The sequence below is a fragment of the Candidatus Roizmanbacteria bacterium genome, from assembly GCA_016700135.1.
Classification (GTDB): Bacteria; Patescibacteriota; Microgenomatia; order UBA1406; family GWC2-37-13; genus UBA1450.
This window is the reverse complement of the sequence record CP065004.1, coordinates 1337335-1355745: the sequence shown is the minus strand read 5'-3', so window position 1 is coordinate 1355745 and position 18411 is coordinate 1337335. Positions and strand designations below refer to the sequence as shown.

The 18411-nt window shown below is 35.1% G+C and carries 13 protein-coding genes; 6 read left to right on the top strand and 7 right to left on the bottom strand.

Features of this window, described 5'->3' with window-relative positions:
• Together IPM65_07105 and IPM65_07100 are read left to right on the top strand one after the other, a co-directional pair.
• Entirely contained in the window at positions 1–2622 is a 2622-nt protein-coding gene (locus IPM65_07105) for a type IV secretion system DNA-binding domain-containing protein (GenBank protein QQS43874.1), read from the top strand.
• A 151-nt stretch (positions 2623–2773) separates the two neighbouring features.
• Positions 2774–3457, top strand: coding sequence for a replication-relaxation family protein (locus IPM65_07100; protein ID QQS43873.1), 684 nt, complete (start codon positions 2774–2776; stop codon positions 3455–3457).
• Here IPM65_07100 and IPM65_07095 read toward each other — a convergent pair.
• Together IPM65_07095 and IPM65_07090 are read right to left on the bottom strand one after the other, a co-directional pair.
• Positions 3443–3607 (bottom strand): hypothetical protein, encoded by a 165-nt coding sequence (locus IPM65_07095; GenBank protein QQS43872.1) that lies wholly within the window; start codon positions 3605–3607, stop codon positions 3443–3445. The genes IPM65_07100 and IPM65_07095 overlap by 15 nt on opposite strands.
• A gap of 17 nt (positions 3608–3624) precedes the next feature.
• Positions 3625–4401 (bottom strand): M48 family peptidase, encoded by a 777-nt coding sequence (locus tag IPM65_07090; GenBank protein ID QQS43871.1) that lies wholly within the window; start codon positions 4399–4401, stop codon positions 3625–3627.
• Positions 4402–4621: 220 nt separating this feature from the next.
• On the opposite strand from IPM65_07090, the gene IPM65_07085 reads away from it, so the two are divergent.
• Positions 4622–4876: a helix-turn-helix domain-containing protein gene (locus IPM65_07085; GenBank protein QQS43870.1), complete on the top strand. Its 255-nt coding sequence runs from the start codon at positions 4622–4624 to the stop codon at positions 4874–4876.
• Between the two features lie 10 nt (positions 4877–4886).
• Positions 4887–5588 carry an amino acid racemase gene (locus tag IPM65_07080; protein ID QQS43869.1) on the top strand — a complete coding sequence of 234 codons (702 nt, stop codon included), beginning with the start codon at positions 4887–4889 and terminating at the stop codon, positions 5586–5588.
• Here the strand turns inward: IPM65_07080 and IPM65_07075 are convergent.
• The 5 genes from IPM65_07075 to IPM65_07055 all read right to left on the bottom strand — a co-directional run bounded on the left by IPM65_07075 (position 5579) and on the right by IPM65_07055 (position 16841).
• Positions 5579–6670: a hypothetical protein gene (locus IPM65_07075; GenBank protein QQS43868.1), complete on the bottom strand. Its 1092-nt coding sequence runs from the start codon at positions 6668–6670 to the stop codon at positions 5579–5581. The two genes, IPM65_07080 and IPM65_07075, sit on opposite strands and share 10 nt — an antisense overlap.
• A gap of 19 nt (positions 6671–6689) precedes the next feature.
• Positions 6690–8495: an AAA family ATPase gene (locus tag IPM65_07070; protein QQS43867.1), complete on the bottom strand. Its 1806-nt coding sequence runs from the start codon at positions 8493–8495 to the stop codon at positions 6690–6692.
• Positions 8496–8520: 25 nt separating this feature from the next.
• Entirely contained in the window at positions 8521–11634 is a 3114-nt protein-coding gene (locus IPM65_07065) for a DEAD/DEAH box helicase family protein (GenBank protein ID QQS43866.1), read from the bottom strand.
• Positions 11635–11636: 2 nt separating this feature from the next.
• The gene (locus tag IPM65_07060; GenBank protein QQS43865.1) at positions 11637–14564 is read right to left on the bottom strand and encodes a site-specific DNA-methyltransferase; all 2928 of its coding nucleotides are present in this window, start codon (positions 14562–14564) and stop codon (positions 11637–11639) included.
• Positions 14565–14741: 177 nt separating this feature from the next.
• Positions 14742–16841 (bottom strand): hypothetical protein, encoded by a 2100-nt coding sequence (locus IPM65_07055; protein ID QQS43864.1) that lies wholly within the window; start codon positions 16839–16841, stop codon positions 14742–14744.
• 118 nt (positions 16842–16959) lie between these two features.
• Here IPM65_07055 and IPM65_07050 point away from each other — a divergent pair, with 118 nt between their 5' ends.
• Both IPM65_07050 and IPM65_07045 read left to right on the top strand, forming a co-directional pair.
• Positions 16960–18036 (top strand): transposase, encoded by a 1077-nt coding sequence (locus IPM65_07050; protein ID QQS43863.1) that lies wholly within the window; start codon positions 16960–16962, stop codon positions 18034–18036.
• 88 nt (positions 18037–18124) lie between these two features.
• Positions 18125–18409, top strand: coding sequence for a TrbC/VirB2 family protein (locus IPM65_07045; protein QQS43862.1), 285 nt, complete (start codon positions 18125–18127; stop codon positions 18407–18409).
• Positions 18410–18411 lie beyond the last annotated feature (2 nt).

Here is an 18411-nt window from a genome sequence, read left to right as displayed (position 1 = left end):
ATGGGATTTTCTAATTCAAGTTTTGATATTCCTTCATATCTTCAGCCATTCATTACAGAGGGTTCATTACTGAACTTATTTTCTTTCATTTTCATATCACTATCGCTTCTTCTGCTTGCCTACATCATTTTAACGATCATTCGTATTCGTAAGACAGTAATTACTTCTTATGGATTTCTCGAAGTAATTCCAACAGATAGAGCTGAAAAGACATCACTTTCAAATACCAAGCTCTTTGAGATTTTGCACTCTCTGGAAAAACCCTACTCATGGTGGGAAAAGTTCCTTGGGATTAAAAAAACTATAAGCTATGAGATAGTTTCTAGCAAACTTGAAGGTATCAGGTTTGTTCTCAGAATTCCAAATGATGAAATAGGAAACGTACGAAAGACGCTATTGTCATTTTTACCAGGTATGGAGATCAAAGAGATTCCGGACTACTTGAGTAAACAACCTCAAAATAATTTCAAAATTGAAGAGTTTGCTTTAGCAAATACTTTTATCTATCCATTAGCAGACCAATTTCAAATACATCATCATGATCCGCTTTCATATCTTACTGGATATCTAACAAAGCTAGAAGAGAACGAAGTGATTGCTCTTCATTTTATCTGCACTCCTATCGACAACTTAACTCATTTTGCAAAGTCTCGTCATGTCCAGAATGTTAGAAAGAAAATTCTTAGTAACGAGTCGTACGAATCCATAACTTCGAGTAGTTCTTCTTCCCATTTACTAAACGTACTCGGCAGCACGCTTGCCTTTATCGTGCTTAGTCCTATCACTTTAATCTCTTGGTTCATAAATGATACAAAGAATCCTTTTCCAACTTGGCTTTTTGACTCCGTAGGTAAAGATTCCAATAAAAACCAAGGATTAGCAAAGAATGAATTAATCAAGAGTATTTCAAATAAAGTCAGCCAACCACTCTTTGAAGTGCAGATTAGAGCATATGTACAAACCGCAAATAACACAGAAAGATCAAAAGGACTTTTAGCATCCTTTGATTCATTTTCTACTGCTTATCAATCGATAGTACGAACAAAAAATATTTTTCGATTCATTAATACTTCTTTTTTCAAATCAGTTCACTACTTTTTGTTAAGAAATAGGCTGATCTTTTATTCCCAAACTTCCATTTTATCTATATCAGAGCTTTCAAGCCTATACCATTTACCACATGTCCAGAGTACGAAAACGGAAGACTTACTCAAAGTAAAAAGTCCTAAACTCCATGCACCGCTTTCACTGAAGCAGCATAGTAATGATTTCGATATTACTTTTGCTGCAAATAGCTATGGTGAAACCATAACGCCTATTGGCGTGACACTAGAGGAGCGTAGACGTCATACCTACATCATCGGGGCTACTGGTACTGGGAAGACTACTCTTTTATTACAGATGATCTATCAAGATATGCAAAAAGGAAATGGTCTTGCGATTATCGATCCTCATGGAGACCTAGCAGAGCGAATACTAGGAGTTATTCCAAAAGAACGGCTTGATGATGTCGTGTACTTCAACCCTTATGACATTGAGTTTCCGATCGGTTTAAACGTTTTAGAGATTCCAGATGGGTTTTCAGAAGTCGAACTCCAGCGAGAGAAGGACTTTATTACGTCAACTCTTATCTCAATATTCCATAAACTATACGATGCTCGATATTCTGGCCCAAGAATGGAACATATCTTGAGAAATGTGATTTTAACAGCACTTGAACAAGACAAACCTACTCTTTTTACAATCTATGATCTTTTAACAAATGCCAAATACAGGAAGAAAGTAACAGGTTTATTAAAAGATGATGTGCTTAAATCCTTTTGGAAGAATGAGTTTGAGAAACTAGGATCATTTCAAAAAGCAGAACAGATTTCTCCAATCACAAATAAACTAGGTCGATTCCTTACCACGAGTATGACGCGAAATATTCTCAATCAAAAAGAAAGCAAGCTTAATTTTGAGGATATTATGAACAATAAAAAAATCCTTATTTGTAACCTTTCAAAGGGAAAGATAGGCGAAGATACTGCTTACTTCTTGGGAGGCCTGTTTACTGCCAAAATACAGCTTACAGCATTAAGAAGAGTGCATATTGCAGAGCAACAACGTCCAGATTTCTTTTTGTATATTGATGAGTTTCAAAACTTTGCCACAATGTCTTTTGCTCAAATCCTTTCCGAGGCGCGAAAATATCGTTTAAGCGTGATTCTCGCTCATCAAAACACCGTCCAGATTGAAAATGACCTTCTAGAAACAATCATAGGCAACACTGGCACATTGATCTGTTTTAGAACTACTAGTCCAAAAGATGAAGTAAAACTGTTACCTGTTTTTGCTCCTGAGGTGGAGAAGGGACAGATCCCGAATTTACCCTCATACAATTTCTATATGAAGATCAATGCTCTACATCCTCAGTCAACATTTAGCGGGGAAATTGAGAACTTTTTAGTTACCGATGAAGAGACTATCCGGAATGTAGTGATTTCAAATTCTCAAAAAAAGTTTGGCATGCCAAGACCACAGGTAACTGTTCAAGATACAAAACCTACTATCCAGAAACTACCTAAAAAGAAAAATAATGTACCAAAAAGTAATAATTTTTTTGAGCAGATAAAGCCCTAGCCGACTAGGGTATTCATTTATTTATTTTCGCCTTGACTACGCTATAATTAGCACAGTTTTGTAGTCTCTTTATTCTTATAAATAAGAAAAGAAACTTATTTCCTCCACGCATACTGCATAGGGAGGAATACATAGGTGGGTTATATATACTATGCAACTACCAACTATTACTAATAAACAAAAAGAAATACTTCTCCTACTCCATAGATTCAGATTCCTCAATCGTATTCAAATTCAAACAATGCTTAGACACAAGGATCCTAAAAATACAAATGTCTGGCTCAAGGATCTCACTGATAAAAATTACACAAGCAGAATATTTGAAAGAAAGGCGGGAATAAATGAACCTGCAATCTATTTTATCGACAAAAACGGAATCAAGTTTTTTAGCTCTGCCGAGGGAGCAGATAAGAAGAGTTTAAGAAAACTGTATCAAGAGAAAAGAAGATCTCAAGCATTTATTGATCAGTGCATACTCATTGCTCAAGTCTACATCAAGCTTCAAGATCAAAATCTACCAGGCTTTAAATTTTACACACAGTCAGACTTTCCCAGCAATGGTCTAATACGCGACTTACTCCCAAGTTTTGCTTACGTGGTTAACGATAATGAAAACATCAAGCATTACACCTGTGAAATCATCAAAGAAAATACTCCGCGCTTTGCCATCAGATCACGTATAGAACAATTCATCGAATTTTTCAAAGATCAACCAGATATGACTATTGTTTTTATCAGTCAATCTGAAAAACTCCGTCAATACATCGAAAAGCATTCAGCAAAAGTACAAGCTTCAGAAGAAACAGAGCTGCACATCATCTCAAGCTTGATCTGATTCCTTTAAAATCTCGTGTCCTTTTTCCATGATCTTATTTACAAGTACTGTAACAATGCCTTGTAAATCGCTTCTGGTGTACTCGTCTTGATTGTCGATCAAGTCCAAAATTTCACTTTCAAATGGTTCTGTAAGTAGTGGATTTATCATATTTCCTCCTTTCTTTATTATACTTGTTCAGTTTCAAGTAAAACTTGTAATACCTTTTCAACTGTTCCCATTGCTTTGGTAATGGCTACAATCGGATCTTTGGCATAATGAGAAATGTAATTCCAAGCATTGCCAGAATAATCCGGGTAGCCATACACGTCCATTAATACAGCTGCTGTAAATTCTGCTATTGTTTCCTGGTTGGCAGTCTGTCCTCCTTTTAGCTCTCCTTCAATTCGGGCATGAATGGCATGTGCTAGCTCATGAAAGAATACTGAGGGGCTATGTGTCCCTAATCTGATTTGATTCCCGTCTTTACTGCAATCTCCTAGCCTGTCGGGTAAAGTGGGTAAGTATTGAACAGAAATATTAAATTTCTCGGCGACTTTGACCAATTCTGGCAGTTCTTTTGGCTGATATCCTAATAAGTCTTTTTCTCCTTCTGTGCACGAAGCAGGGAATACAGGAACAGCAGCAAACCCAATACACTGCATTTCTTCTTTCTCATTTTCGTCTTCAACTGTATTTTTGACTATGACAGGCCTTAGTATATATATGGCAGAGCTGCCTTTTTTTATTCTTCTTCCGACATTTTCCCATTGTCTAAACCCTCTACAGTCAAGCTCTCCAGCTTGCATGATACTTAGTACTTTATTTGATAGGCTCCATTTTATAGCTGGAGCATTGGGATCAAGTTGAATTCTTGCAATTTTTGAGATAGCAGATATATCTCCTGTTTTAAACTTTTCTACTACTCGATCAAGACTTTGTTGTGCTTTCGCTGAAAGTTTCATAATTTCTCGGCGACTGCTTGTAATTTTATAATTTTTGGTTGGGAAGCAGCCCGCCTGCTTCCCATACCTGGATCTCAAAAAGCGGGGTGAAATTTTGCAAGGGTCACGACGTAGGAGTGACTTGCGCAGCCCTTGCAAAATGAGGGGCAAGGCCCCTTGTATTGCAAAGGTGGAAACGTATGGTATACTACGTACTATTATACTAGTACGTGAATACACTATGAATAAAATACTTACTACTAACTTAATTAAGGTTATTAAATCTTGTAATACAGAAGAGGAGCTAAAAGAACTTTTAATTGGTTTATTTACTCCTCAAGAGCTTGAAGTTGTGGATACTCGTCTAGAAATCGTTAAACAGCTAAAAAGGGGTAAATCTCAGCGAGCAATAGCTGAAGAACTTGGAGTGGGTATTGCTACAGTCACGAGAGGAGCTAGAGAAGTAAAGCAAGGACGCTTTGAAGTTATTAAATAATAAAAGGAGTATGAGAAGTACTAACAAAAAAATTGGCATAATTGGAGGAGTTGGACCTCAAGCAACTTCATTCATATACAACAAGATAATAGATTTATCTCAAACTAAGTATGGAGCAAAGAATAATAATGACTTTCCTCAAGTTATTATTGAATCTGTGCCAATCCCAGATTTTATATCAAATAAAAAGCAAATGAACATAGCTAAAGAAATGCTTATTGACACTACTAAATCTTTGACGAATGCAGGTGCTACCGTCCTTTGCATAGGTAGCAACACTGTGCATCTTCTTTTGGAAGATCTAAAAAAAGAAACAACCGTTAAATTTGTTTCAATGTTAAACCTGGTAGCTCAGGAATGCAGTAGTAGAAAATTGAAAGCAGTAGGATTACTAGGAACCTCTGTATTACTTAAATCTGAAATGTACCAAAGGGAACTCACGGATAAAGGTATAGCGACTATATTACCTACACAAGAACAATTTAGCTCAATTGATCAGCTAATACGTGATGTAATAGCAGGTAAACAAAATGGTGAAAATAAACAGAAATACATTGCCATATTAAATGAGTTGTATGAAAAAGGAGCGGAATCAATAATTTTAGGCTGTACTGAATTACCTCTTGCTCTAAACTATGAAGCTTTAGGAGATAGAACAATAAATTCTGATGAAATACTGGCTAAAGGACTAGTTGATTACTATTACTCCTGATGAAAAAGTTTCATTAGGTCGTCTTCACTTTCATCGGCTTTAAATGTGCCGGAAACAATGCCAATTCTATAGCTTATGCCTTCACTCATCAGTCTCCAATTTGTTTCTTTTAATGCAGATACAAGAGATTTCTTCAAAGTATTAGCACTGTCATACTCTGATCTGTCATCTTTAGTATCACTTGCTGAAAAAGCGACTATTACAAACCTGTCCATTTCTGGTTTATCAAACTGCAAGTCTGCATACCCTTCTTTTTGAATAGTTTTAGATACTAATTCTTTTAGCTGATTTAGCTTAAGTTTTTTCAGCTTTTTTGCTTTTTTATAAGCAGGATCGTTCTCTTTCTTCTCCTGCTCTTTCAATTCTTTAGCTAACGCTATTAGTCCATCAAAGCTGGCAACTGCCCTTGCTCCTTCCTCTTCTGTATAACAAAACTCTGTGCGATATTCTTCAAGAAGTTTCTTATCTTTTTCCTCTTCTTTGTGTCTTTTAATTCGATCCTTTTTAAAATCAGTAACATCTACTTCTTTATATGAACATTTAGAGCAGAAGGTAGTGACAGTTAAGATTTCATCTTTGTCTTCATAATTATTTTCTAATACTGCTTTGCACTCGGGACATTTTGGTTTTTCATAATCCCAAAGTGAGCCATCTTCATAAAATGCCTGACGTTTATTGCACTTAATACATTCAAACAGAAACAATACTTTTGGTTCTTCCTCATATGCATTGTGAAGAGTTTTATGAATAACTTTTGTAGGAGAATTACACTTATCGCAGAATATACTTTCAGGCGGAGGTGTGTTTTCAATTTTATCTTGTCTTCTTGTGTCTGCTTCTATCCATTCATCAATTGTTACTTTTTTTCTTCGAAAACGTTCAATCTTAATGGCATTTACTGTATAACTACATATCTTGTGTACTTCTTTATCAAAGTCAACCTTAGGCTCTTTAGCCAGTAACTCATCTCTATGTTTTTCCATCCCATCACGAATATCCAAATACCGGTTTAAGCATTCCTTTATTGTTTGAAGGTCATAGCGGTTTATATATGATTGTTTTTCCTCTAAATATTGAAACATTTGAACATATGTGTGGTTTTTAAATTCTACTGTAAATACCTTCGATAAAGTTTTTCACCTCATTGTTATTATCACACTCTTCCCATTCTTCTTTTGTCATTTCCTTAAAAACACTAATATTTACACCAGATTTAAATTCATTACATAGCTTTTTCTCTTTGAGATATTTTTCTACATCAGTGTCATCTTTTATGTTTAAATTGCAAGTTTCAATCGCGGAAATATGCGGATTCTGTGTGTTTTCACCTTCACGTTTCTTGATAATTGAAATTAAGCATTTCTTTATTCTGCTTGGATGACAATAATTCTCTATTTCGCGCTTTGAAAGTTTTACGAATTCTGCGCCATCACATTCACACTTTGATTTGATGCTTTCTGCCCATTTTTCCTTACCATTTTTTTTATCATCCCCGTCTACTAATACTGAGTATAGGTTGTTACCTTTCAGTTTTCTAAATAGATCCAGATCAGCATAGTTTTTAAGAGAACCTCCACCTCCAATAACACATAGAATTCTATCTTCTTCAAGACTTTTACCTAAAACTGTATTAGCATATGAGCTTAGGAAATGTATATCGTCTTTCCCCTCCACAAAAATAAGATACTTTGTTCCCTTTAGCAGGTTAAAATCGGGTCTTATCCCAAGTTCATGAATTATTTGCTCAATAATATCCTCACCACCTTTAGAATAGTGTGAAAGACCTTTATTATCTTTGGTGACTAATATAGAATTCTCTCCATCAGTAGCACCTGCGAACACTGGCGAATGTGTTGTTATAAAAAATTGGGTTTTTTCTGAAATCTTAATGATAGAACTTAAAAGATCTTCTTGAGCAGATGGATGTAGGTAGGTCTCGGGTTCTTCGATCGCGAATAACTGATTTGCTATGCTTTGTTTATTAGCCAAATACTCAAAGTAGGCAACCATTAATAAACGCTTAAAGCCTGTCCCTTTATGCGATATTGATACTTGAAATTCTTGGTCTTCAAATTCCAAATCGAGGTCAAATTTTTTAACAGATTTCACCCAGTCGAACTCTGTAGAAGGTGTTAAACCTTTTAATCCTGAAACATTTTTTGACATGTATTTTCTAATTTCCTCAAACTCTGTTGCAAGATCTTTTTCCAGTCCCAATTCTATTTCAGAAGTTTTTTCTTGAACTGAATCGAAAAATGAGGCTATTATGGGTCGAAATTGAGACTGAAAGTTTGTAGCTTCAATGCTTAAATCCTGCTCAGCATCAAAGATAGAAAATCTTGGTAGAGATAAGTCATATGTCTTTTCAATATTCTTGAGAAAATCGCCAAGCTCATGCTTGGTATCAGTCCTAGATTTATCAGAAAGAACAGATTTTATTTGCTCTATTCTTAGAATATTCTTTTTACCCCTGCCTGAACGGTTTGGAGTTTCTCCTAGATCTGAGACTATTGTATTTAATTCACTTTCCTTCTTATTCCACAAATTTTGATATGCTGCATCCGTAAAGTCATTACAACTATAGTATTCGGTGCATTTTATTTTGTTATTTACAAGTTCAAACTCTTTTCTAATTGTAAGTAAAGAATTACTATCTAAAGCCAAATCATCAATTTCTATAGAAGGCAAGAAAGATATTTCAATGCTACTTAATTCATTTCCTGGTTTTCCCTTAAATACATCTTTTGTATTAAATTTTTTTATATCAAAGAAACAATTTAGTGCGTGTAATATTGTAGACTTCCCGGAATCGTTTTTCCCAACAAAGGTATTTAAGTTTGAAATCTCTAAGTTCGTGAGACTATCAATGCCTCTAAAATTTTTTATAGAGATTCTTTTTAAGTACATAAGCTTTATATTAAATCTTTGGCATCTATAGTTTAGAAAATAACCTTTGGAAATACTCACCTTTCATAAAGATGACATTGTTTTCTAAAAATTGATCTTCAGTATAATCGTTTCCCCACCAAGTATTATCGTGATAAGTAGGAGTGAGGATGAAAGAATTAAGTGCAATTTTTTCGTTAGCAAGTTCCTTTTCAATACCTTTTATTGAATTAGAAAATTGAATCTTTGGATCTGACATACCTCCAACTTCTCTTATTCCTTTAGGATCTATAAATACAATTTTTTGCTTTTCACCGTTAACTAGCCACATAATAAAGTCTGGATAAAAGTTGTTAGCTTCAAAAAAGCTAATTCCAGTACCTTTAGACTGATTTCGTAACAGGTAAACATCTGTGGAATCAAATAGCTCTTTGTTATCTCTATAAAAGTCTCTAAACTCTTCAACAAACTGTAGTTCACTAGGATTCAGTGATACAGGTGTAACTTTAATAAGCCTGGATTTATGATCAGAAAAAACCAGTGGTTGATATAAGTGACGGCTAAAAGTAAGAAGCTTTAATTTATCTTCATATTTATCATAGTCATCCGAAAGTTTTTTGATTTCTTTTGCATATACCTGTAAATCTTTTATTAGAGCTTCTTCAGATTTATCAATCTCAATCAAGTACTCTTCAATTATATTTGGATCAGCATCAGACAAGCTAGAGTATTCTCTGTACTTAGTTTCGTATTTCGATTCATAATAGTTGTATACGGACTTAATGTACTTTTTAAGTAAGGGAATAATAATCTCATCCTGAATTGTTTCAATCTCATTGAACATCGATAAATTAAATAAATTTTGTGGGGCATAAATTTCGTACCAGTCACTATTCTTGAGAAATTCTTTTAATAGTTCTTTGGAAAAAACAAGATTTTTCCAACCTTGTTGATTTTTATAGCCCGTAACTTCAAAAAATATTTGATCAAAATCAAAAAAGTCCAGTAGGCGCTCATCTAGAGATATTTCATTTTTCTGTACTGAAGCAGAGGTGGAATCTAGACTAGATATTGAAGTAAGCTTTGCATAAAGATTAAGTTCAATTTTCCGACTAGGCTTAGTAGGTTCACTTAGAATCACGGGATCATTAAAAGGTGGAGCAGTAGAAGTAATCATCTTTAAATGCTTAAGCGACCCAAAGTTTTTTATAGTTGGCATTCTAATTTCAACAATCTGATCTTTAGTTGGAATACCCTCTTGCTCTAAATATTCTTTAAATTCATACATGTAATCAGCACGAACACCAAATATATTGAGCGTCTCAAGAACACTTAGATAATCGGGTTTTTCAACATCTAGTTCTGACTTTTTTAAACTTGCTGATCGCTTCAATGACCAATCATACCCTTTTAGCCTTACACCTCTACCAAACAGTTGAATAATCTCTGACCCTTCAGTTCTTCCTAAATTCATCAGCCCTATGCAGCTTACTCTCCAACTATTCCATCCTTCTGTAAATTTCTTTGATCCTACAAGAAGATTAATTGTTGAATTATTTGTATTTATAGTATTAAAAAGAGAATCCGCAAATTCTTGTTCCTCTGTTTGTAATCCATTTTCTTCACAAAGTTTAAGCAGTTTTCTATCATCTCCCACATTGATAACGGCAAAGTAAGGAGAATTTGATCCTAGTCTTACACCAATTTCTCCCTCCACTGATTTCAAGTTAACTAGTTGAAATTGTGCAGAAGGGTTATTATTGTGAAGTATCTTTTTAAGTAAGTCTCTATATATCTCTTCTGCACTTAGATTCGATTTTTGCAGGTATTTAAATTGACCTGTAAAAACATCTTTACCAGAATCATCGACTAAACCTGTCTGTTCTTTAAGTATTGATTCTATTGCTTTAATACTGGCAGACTTTTCTTGGAGGACATTTTTAAGATAAAGCAGTATGTCTATTACATCAGAAACATTTTCCTTATTCTCCTGCCGAACAGCATTGACGCTCCCTCCAACAAAGATCATTAAAGGTTTTTCTATATTAAATGGCTTTAGCTGTTCCTTGTTAGACTCGTAAATTTTTAGTTGCTGGTAGTATGAGAGTAGGCTAGCAAAAAGGTACCTAAATCTACTTTCACTCCAGTTGTTATTACTAATATTCAATATTCGATATTCTTTACCATATCCGTCTAAATAAAAGTGCTTATAGGAATAATCTAATAGAATAGTTTGACTATATAGATTGAAAAGCCTTTTATCCTTTGGGCTTATCGCTTGTTCAAATGTCGCAGAGTATTCGAAAGAAAACCCTTCCACTGTTAGTTTATCTCTCATTTTGAGCCACTCTTCACCAGAAGAACCTCTATGTCCTTCGTCGACAAATACTATATTGTTTTGTCCAAAAGAATCGACTGCAACAGTTTTATCTCCACTCTTGTTTTTAAGTTTGTGAATATCAATTATTTCAACTTTATCTTTAGAAGTTGAGAACAAACCTCCTTGAGAATCTTTATTAAAAATCTCAGCAGGAATATTAGATTCCTGCAACTCTCTTAAGTGCTGTAAAGATAGTCCCTCGTTAGGAGTGAGAAGAATAAATTTATTATATTCTTTGTCTTTTTTATACTGTTCTAAATAATGCCTGAATTGTAAATAATTAACATGAAGTATTAATGTTTTTCCCGATCCAGTTGCTTGCCAGAAAACCAATTTATTAAAATCAGATTCTATAAAAGGCGATGTTTCATATTTAGTCTCATCTTGTCGATAGAGCTTTTGACTAAATTCGTTTAATTCAGCTATTAGTTGCTTTTTATTTGAGAAGTATTTATCTAAAATAATTTCTGTAAAAAGTAGCCCTAGGTACTGAAAATACTTCCAACTAATATCTTTGGTTCTCTTTCCATTTATCTTTTTCGTGTGCAGATAGATATTGTGGTCGTACTTCCTTAAGTCTCTAACAAAGTTTTCTGTTAAGTCGTTATATCTTTGAAGGATTTCGTTTAAGAAACGAGATTGGTTATTCTCATCATAAGTCTCTAGTCTCGAGTCTTTTAAGTACTGTGCTAGATCTTCAATCTTTTCTTCATTAAAAAGTGATAAGACATAGCGATTGAGAATAAGGTTTTCTGAGAGCTTAATATCTTTTATTGCCATAACTAATTGAACATTCTTTTCTTAAATTCAGGTTCTAGAGTAAGAACTTCACAGTCTTTTGAACTAACAGCTGTTTGACCATTTACATATATTATGTCGCATTCTTTACTGAAAGATTCAACAAGCTTCTGGATCTCTTCATCCCCAACTTCGTTAGTATTTCGCCAGATAATAGCTATTTTTTTATTTGACTGGTGCTGTTTGCCTTCATAGATTAAACAATTTTCTTTTTTATACCTTTTACCTACATGCAAACCAATAAGATAATTAAATGTTTCTGCCACATCAACCGATTGTCTCCTTTGTTCATTCTCAGTTGTTAAAAGTAGAGAATAATTAAATGGATCTGAAAGTTCATCTATATTAAGCAAAGATTGGCTATCTCTTGTTTCTACATCAAGCATGTAGTGTAAAAAGTAATCTTCTTTTAGCTCACTATTACTATCAAGCAAGCTTTGTTGTTTTTTACTTCTATTTACAACTACATTGTTTAGGGTATCTTCATAAGATTCTAACTTCATGTATTTAACAATTTGAGAAACTCCGTCTGTGTCTTGTGGTTTTCCATTTTTCCAATTGTCTGAGTAGATTACTTTTTGCACCCTTGGCTTAGTGACAGTATCAAAATACTTACCCATTTCAACTAAGATATACTTCCTGTTTCCCTGATCTTCTCTATTAAGTTTTATGACAGCATGTGCTGTTGTAGCAGAACCGGAAAAGTAATCTAGTATTAAGGCCTCCTTGCTATCAGTAGCCGCTTCGATGCTCTGTTTTACAGCATATATACTTTTAGGGAAGTCAAAAACTCGATTAGTAAAAAAATCATTTATTAACTCAGATCCAAAAGTACTAGCGTCAAGATGTTTCCCAGTCCAAACAGACTTACGGCTCTTTGGCTTTGGTTGCTGTTTATAGTGAATTTGAATAGAGCCATTTATTTCTTTAGCCCATACAGTCCCTTCTTTTGCTTCGTTTCTTACACGCTCACTACCGTAGTACCAACGCCTTTCCTGTCCACTATCATCAATAGGCCATACCATTACTGTTTCTTCATTAATATGAGCGGGAACTTCTTCGTCCAAAGGTAGTGGATCAGTTACATTAACTATTTCTAAAGTTGCTTTGTTAACTTCTATACCGTAAAACATACTCCAGGAATCTCTTCTTCTTGAATCAGTTCCTGTTCTTCTTAGATTTCTTTGTACTCCAGAAGAAAGTTCTTTTTGTTTTGTAATAGTGGCTCTACCTTCAGGTAAAACCCATAAGCCGTACTCGTGAGTAATAGCAAAGTTATTTTTAGATCTTCCTCTATGGTTGTACTCTATAACAACTGGGGACACTTCGGATTCACCAAAGGTTTGTTCTAATAACTGAAATAGCCGAGGGTATTCTTTATCATCGATAGTGACACACATAGCAGTATTAGAGCCTAGTAGAGGTTTTGAAAGATAAACTCTATCTCTCATTAAGCTCAGCCAACTGCTATGCCTATAGTTGTTTTTATAGATGATGGGCGTAGAATCTGTGTTATACGGTGGGTCAATATAAATGAAACTTACTTCAGCTTCGTAAACTTGCTTAATTAGATTTAGAGCCTGCCAGTTTTCACTATTGATTAATAGACCATTAGTTTTTTCATCTAAGTTTTCAATATTTGCCAGCAACTCGTCTTTAAGTTCTGGGAAAAACTGAGTATCTAGAGTTAGGAAAGGGTGATCTTTCAAGTAGTTTCTAGTGATAGAATCTTTATCAGAAATAAATCCTAAATCTTTCCATTGCTCGATTTGTTCCTTATTCTTTGATATCTCTTCATAATGTTTTTCATCTATATTGTCTAGAGTTATCAAATAATCTGACTGTGTAACAAACTTTTTCTTTTCCCATAGTTTTTTTTGAAAGTTTTCGATTTGTGCAAGAAAATCAATCACTTTAGAGGAAATAGACTTAAAAACTTTTATTTTTGCATAAATATCTTTGTTATGCTCAACTACTGTGTCTAGATCATCAATGTTCAGCAGTTCGTTCTTAATATAGAAATCTAACTCTCTTTGTAAAAACCCTTTTAAATCTTTATGTATAAAGTAGTCAAACGTATTTTTTGATGTATATTCCTTCAACTTTTTCTTTAACACAGTCCGGTCTGGATTCTTTTTTGTTGGTACTGTCTTTGTTAGTTCTCTAAAATCTTCTGGTACTTTATCAAGCAACTTTCCAACAGCTTCATCAATTAACTGATCTTGAGAAGGTTTTTTACCTACTGGAAGATACTCAAAATATATAACGAGCTCATCTTCAATTTCTTTAATAAAGTTTTCTTCAGCAAGTTTAAATTTTCGTTCCTCATTGGAAGAAGCCTTATTGTTATTCTGTTCAGTAGAGGCCTCAACTAGTCTAAAAGTTACTGTATTGCCATTTTCAAGCTTAAAAGAGTAGTTCGAGAAGTTTTCAGTAGTCTTAATATAGTATTGGTCGTGATTGGCCCAATAAAGTTTTACTTCTTCCCCTTGGTAAGGGATAGCATAAACATCATCTTTATATCTTCGCTGTGATATAAAATCACCTTCTTGATAGTATCTGCTAAAGAAGTCTACTAAGTGAGAATATATTTCGTTTTCTGCATCTACTGTTGTATTTGAAGCGTTAATCTGTTTTTTAAGCTCTATTACCTTTGGAGCCGTATCTGGATCTACACCTGCTTCTTTTAAGCTATGGACAGTTTTTTCCAATTCTTGAGCAAGCGCTTCTGTATCGGTTTCCTCAAGTTGAGAAAGGCCTTCTGTAACAGTTTTCTTTAAGTCACTCTCGAGAAAAGAGTTTATTTCATCTCTTTTCTGATTCATTATGCGATAAATACCAAAATCCAAGTCTTCCTGATCTGTTTGAAATAATCGATTTAGCGTTGTAATTAATTGTTGGTATTTATTCATGCTTTTATTCTATATGTATTTTGATAATTGATCACGGCAAAGAGACATATGAATATTATAGTAAATATTTGACACATGCACAGCAAGAGAGCAAAAAATGAAAGAATAGTAGTAATAAATATGTTTGAAATGATCAGAAGTCACGATATGTAATGGAATATATAATAATTCAACAGCTTAAAAGTCATCTACTTTTCCTTGAAGAGCATCATCGACACCATTCATGTACCTATTCACATACTCAAGCTCTGCCTCAGCAAGTGATTTTTTCTCTTCTTCATTCAGATTATTAATTGAATCCTTGAGAACAGACAAATCAATAAAATCTGATATTTCCTTAAATCCGATTCGAAATTTTTTATCCCTAGTTCCAATAATATGAGACGAGAAAGCTTTGATAAAAGATGCTATACCTTTGGGCGTTTCTATTAGCTTGTTAGTATATGTCTTCACTTCTGCTTCATCTCCCCAACGTTTCCACCGGTAGAGGATATATGCAATACCAGGAGATGTATCGAGCTTTCTGTTTTTAGCAAATTCTTTGATTTTTGCTACAGATGAGGTAATAAGTTTTTGTAACTCCTCAGGTGTATGGAGTTTATCTTCTTTTTCCTTTTTATGTTCATCTTCTTCTATTGATAGGAAGTGGACAGGAGCTTCAATACTCTCAGACTGTTTGATAATTCTTTCTGTGGCCTGATAACGCTCATTCGCTGGAAGTTTTTTAAGGAGGTGATATCCAAGTCGTACTAATTCTATCTCAACACCAAAATCTAAGTCTCCTTTCCGTTCTCTGGGAATTCTATCTGAGACATTGTAAAAAGCTAAAATAAAATTTTCCACATATTCGTTGGGAATAACATCTATGAATTCTGGCAAGCGTTCCAAACATCTACGAATTCTCCCATCCTTTAGTAAACCCTCCAAAATCCTAGAAAGCTCTTTAGGACTAGATGCTGCCTCTGTGATAACATTCATTTCCTGTTGTGAAATTTCACCTTCTGCCAGCGTGAGATAGAAGTAGTTGCCAAATCTTTTCTCAGAGCAAATCCTTTTCTCCTTGAACCAGTTGTCCTGCTCTCTTTCTGTTTGATTTCTGTATACTGCTTCAACTTGTGGGAAGAGTTCAAAAATAAGGTCCTTGACAATCCGTCTGTCTTTTTCCTTCACGAGTTCAAACATTTTTTCAAACTGCTTTTTCCGTCCTTCTCGGTCTCGTTCGTTATCCATGAAGAAGAGACCAACAAACAGCTCCTTATTTCTGGCAATTTCTTCGTAGAATGTTGGAAAAAAAACTCGTATAGCTTCAATTACAAAGAAATCCAATGGATTTATTTCATCTGCATTGATGCTAATATTGAACTGCAAACTATTGATGTATCGTTTCACATTGCGAACGGAGTCAAAGAGGTCCTTATAGCCGTTGCGATAAACTGTACCCCATCGTTCGACATCCCAGAATTCCTCAGGAAATGGCTTCAAGATTGCATCCAGCTCCTCAAATAGAATTTTACGGAGACGTAAATCTTCTACCGCCGGAATATGAAAATTCACCTGTATGATTTTCTCTAAGAACTCATTTTTTTCTCCTATCTGTTCCAACGCCTTATCCTGGTCAAGCGACAGAAGATATATAGTATTAGGGAAGTTGGCGTTCTGCTTTACCAGTTGAAAAATCTGCTTTATTTCCTTCTCATTAAGACGATCAATATCGTCAATAATAATGATTATTTTTCTGCCGAGCTTTTTAATTACTTTGTCGAGCTCCACCTTGTACTGCTCCAGATTTTTAGTCTGTAATTCGCCCCAGTCTTTCGTAGTTTTTCCTACTTGCTTGAAGACCTTTTCTACTATTTTGCTGTATGGGTCAAGTCCCGGAACTAGGGAAAGGGCAGTAAAAAATTTGCTGTAAGTTATAAGCTTTTGACCTACTTTCTTGGCGTCAGCGCCTTTATCATAGTAATTTATGGCTTTTGCCAATTCAGAGAAGAAGATAGTAATGAGCTGGTTTTGCTCAGTAAAGTTCCAAGGGTTGAAGCGAATGATAATTGGCTTGTCTTTTTTCCTGTACTTTTTCTTTTTAGTCTCAGTTTCAATGTATTCAGTGGCAAGATTTATAGCTGAACTTTTCCCCGAACCCCATTTCCCATATAGACCAATAACTATACCCTCTTCATTGTTCCATTGTAGAAGTGCTTTCCCTAGTGACTCGGAAAATTTAGTTCTACCGAGTAAATCATCATTTTTTGTTTTAATTGGAGCATCTGACTTTATCACAGCTGTATTATATTAAAAATCTTCCTAATAAACAGCCCTTTATATCCAAAAATCCCTCTCCTATGCAATAATGTGAATAAGTTACGAAAGATATGGCACTCATAGGGAACTAACATCTATGAGTAAATGGGGAGGAGATCAGCTTCGAGTAATTAGGAGTTATGACTGGCAGTACAATAGAGATCTTATGAAAAAGATACGATCTCTATCAGACTACAATCAGTCAGATGTAGCACAAATCAGAAACGATGTTCTGACATTTGCAGAGAAGTACGGGATACAAGCTGCAGTTGATGCATATGGGATATCACGAAGGACATTGTTTCGATGGAGGAAGAGACGGCGAGATTCAGAAGGGCAGTTGGATAGCCTGATACCAGAGACAACCAAGCCAAAGACACCCCGACGTATGGAGACTCACCCGAAGGTCATATCCTTTATCAAAGAGATTCGAGAACAATACTTTTGTTTGGGAAAGGAGAAGATCAAGCCCTTACTTGATGAGTATTGCCTACAGGAAGGAATTTCAACTATATCTGAGTCAACCATTGGAAAAGTGATCAAAAGACACAACCTGCAGCGCAAGACCTACCGGATCTATCACAATCCAGCAAGTGGCTTTGCAAAACGGAAAGTAAAGTACCGACAGAAGGTCAAGCGGTCTCCCAAGGTGGAAGATACCGGATACATTGAGATTGATACCATCACGAAGTTTGTACACGGAATCAAGCTGTATGTCTTCAATGCAGTGGACATCAAACTCAAATTCCAGTTCTCCTACGGATACTCAAAACTCAACAGCCGAAACGGTGCTGATTTTATGAGAAGACTGGAACTAGTATACCCAATACAAGATGGTATAAAAACCATACAAACAGATAACGGCCTCGAGTATCTGGGAAACTTCCATGACTATCTGGAAGAAAACAATATCCCACACCTCTTTATCTACCCCAGATGTCCCAAGATCAATGCCTTTATTGAGCGAGCAAACAGAACACTCCAGGAAGAATTTATGAACCCCTACATCTATACCAAGTGGACCGGTATCGGATCATTCAATCGTCACCTTATTGAATACCTCGTCTGGTACAATACAAAGCGAGTTCACAAAAGCCTGAACAATATTTCACCTATGGATTACCTATTATCTATTTTACCTAAAGAGTGCCATATGTATGGAACTCATACATAATGTTGACTTTGCCTCTGTTGCTGTTTATAATTCGCTCAGTTTATAGTTTAAAATTATAAGTTCTGCCCCTTGAGAAATATAACAAATTATGGGCAACGAAATACCTGGTTATGATACGGCCTCGCCGATCCAGTTTGCTAACCTTGATGCACTTCTATGGGGTGTAGTTAAAACTCTCCAATACTTCTCACTTCCAGTAATGGCTCTTTCTATCGCAGCGTTAGGAATTGCACTTATCGCAAGCGGAGACGATACCGAAAGAAAATCCCGACTAAAGGGATGGATATTTAATATTTTGATAGGGGGACTTTTGGTTTTCGGTTCGGCAAGTATTGCGAGCATATTGAAGCAGTTCGTAGGCGGTGCTAGCTAAAA

Coding starts and splice junctions, on each gene's coding strand:
- IPM65_07060 (QQS43865.1), bottom strand. CDS start 14,564: ATGAATAAATACCAACAATTAATTACAACGCTAAATCGATTATTTCAA.
- IPM65_07100 (QQS43873.1), top strand. CDS start 2,774: ATGCAACTACCAACTATTACTAATAAACAAAAAGAAATACTTCTCCTA.
- IPM65_07045 (QQS43862.1), top strand. CDS start 18,125: ATGGGCAACGAAATACCTGGTTATGATACGGCCTCGCCGATCCAGTTT.
- IPM65_07090 (QQS43871.1), bottom strand. CDS start 4,401: ATGAAACTTTCAGCGAAAGCACAACAAAGTCTTGATCGAGTAGTAGAA.
- IPM65_07085 (QQS43870.1), top strand. CDS start 4,622: ATGAATAAAATACTTACTACTAACTTAATTAAGGTTATTAAATCTTGT.
- IPM65_07105 (QQS43874.1), top strand. CDS start 1: ATGGGATTTTCTAATTCAAGTTTTGATATTCCTTCATATCTTCAGCCA.
- IPM65_07080 (QQS43869.1), top strand. CDS start 4,887: ATGAGAAGTACTAACAAAAAAATTGGCATAATTGGAGGAGTTGGACCT.
- IPM65_07095 (QQS43872.1), bottom strand. CDS start 3,607: ATGATAAATCCACTACTTACAGAACCATTTGAAAGTGAAATTTTGGAC.
- IPM65_07065 (QQS43866.1), bottom strand. CDS start 11,634: ATGGCAATAAAAGATATTAAGCTCTCAGAAAACCTTATTCTCAATCGC.
- IPM65_07050 (QQS43863.1), top strand. CDS start 16,960: ATGAGTAAATGGGGAGGAGATCAGCTTCGAGTAATTAGGAGTTATGAC.
- IPM65_07075 (QQS43868.1), bottom strand. CDS start 6,670: ATGTTTCAATATTTAGAGGAAAAACAATCATATATAAACCGCTATGAC.
- IPM65_07070 (QQS43867.1), bottom strand. CDS start 8,495: ATGTACTTAAAAAGAATCTCTATAAAAAATTTTAGAGGCATTGATAGT.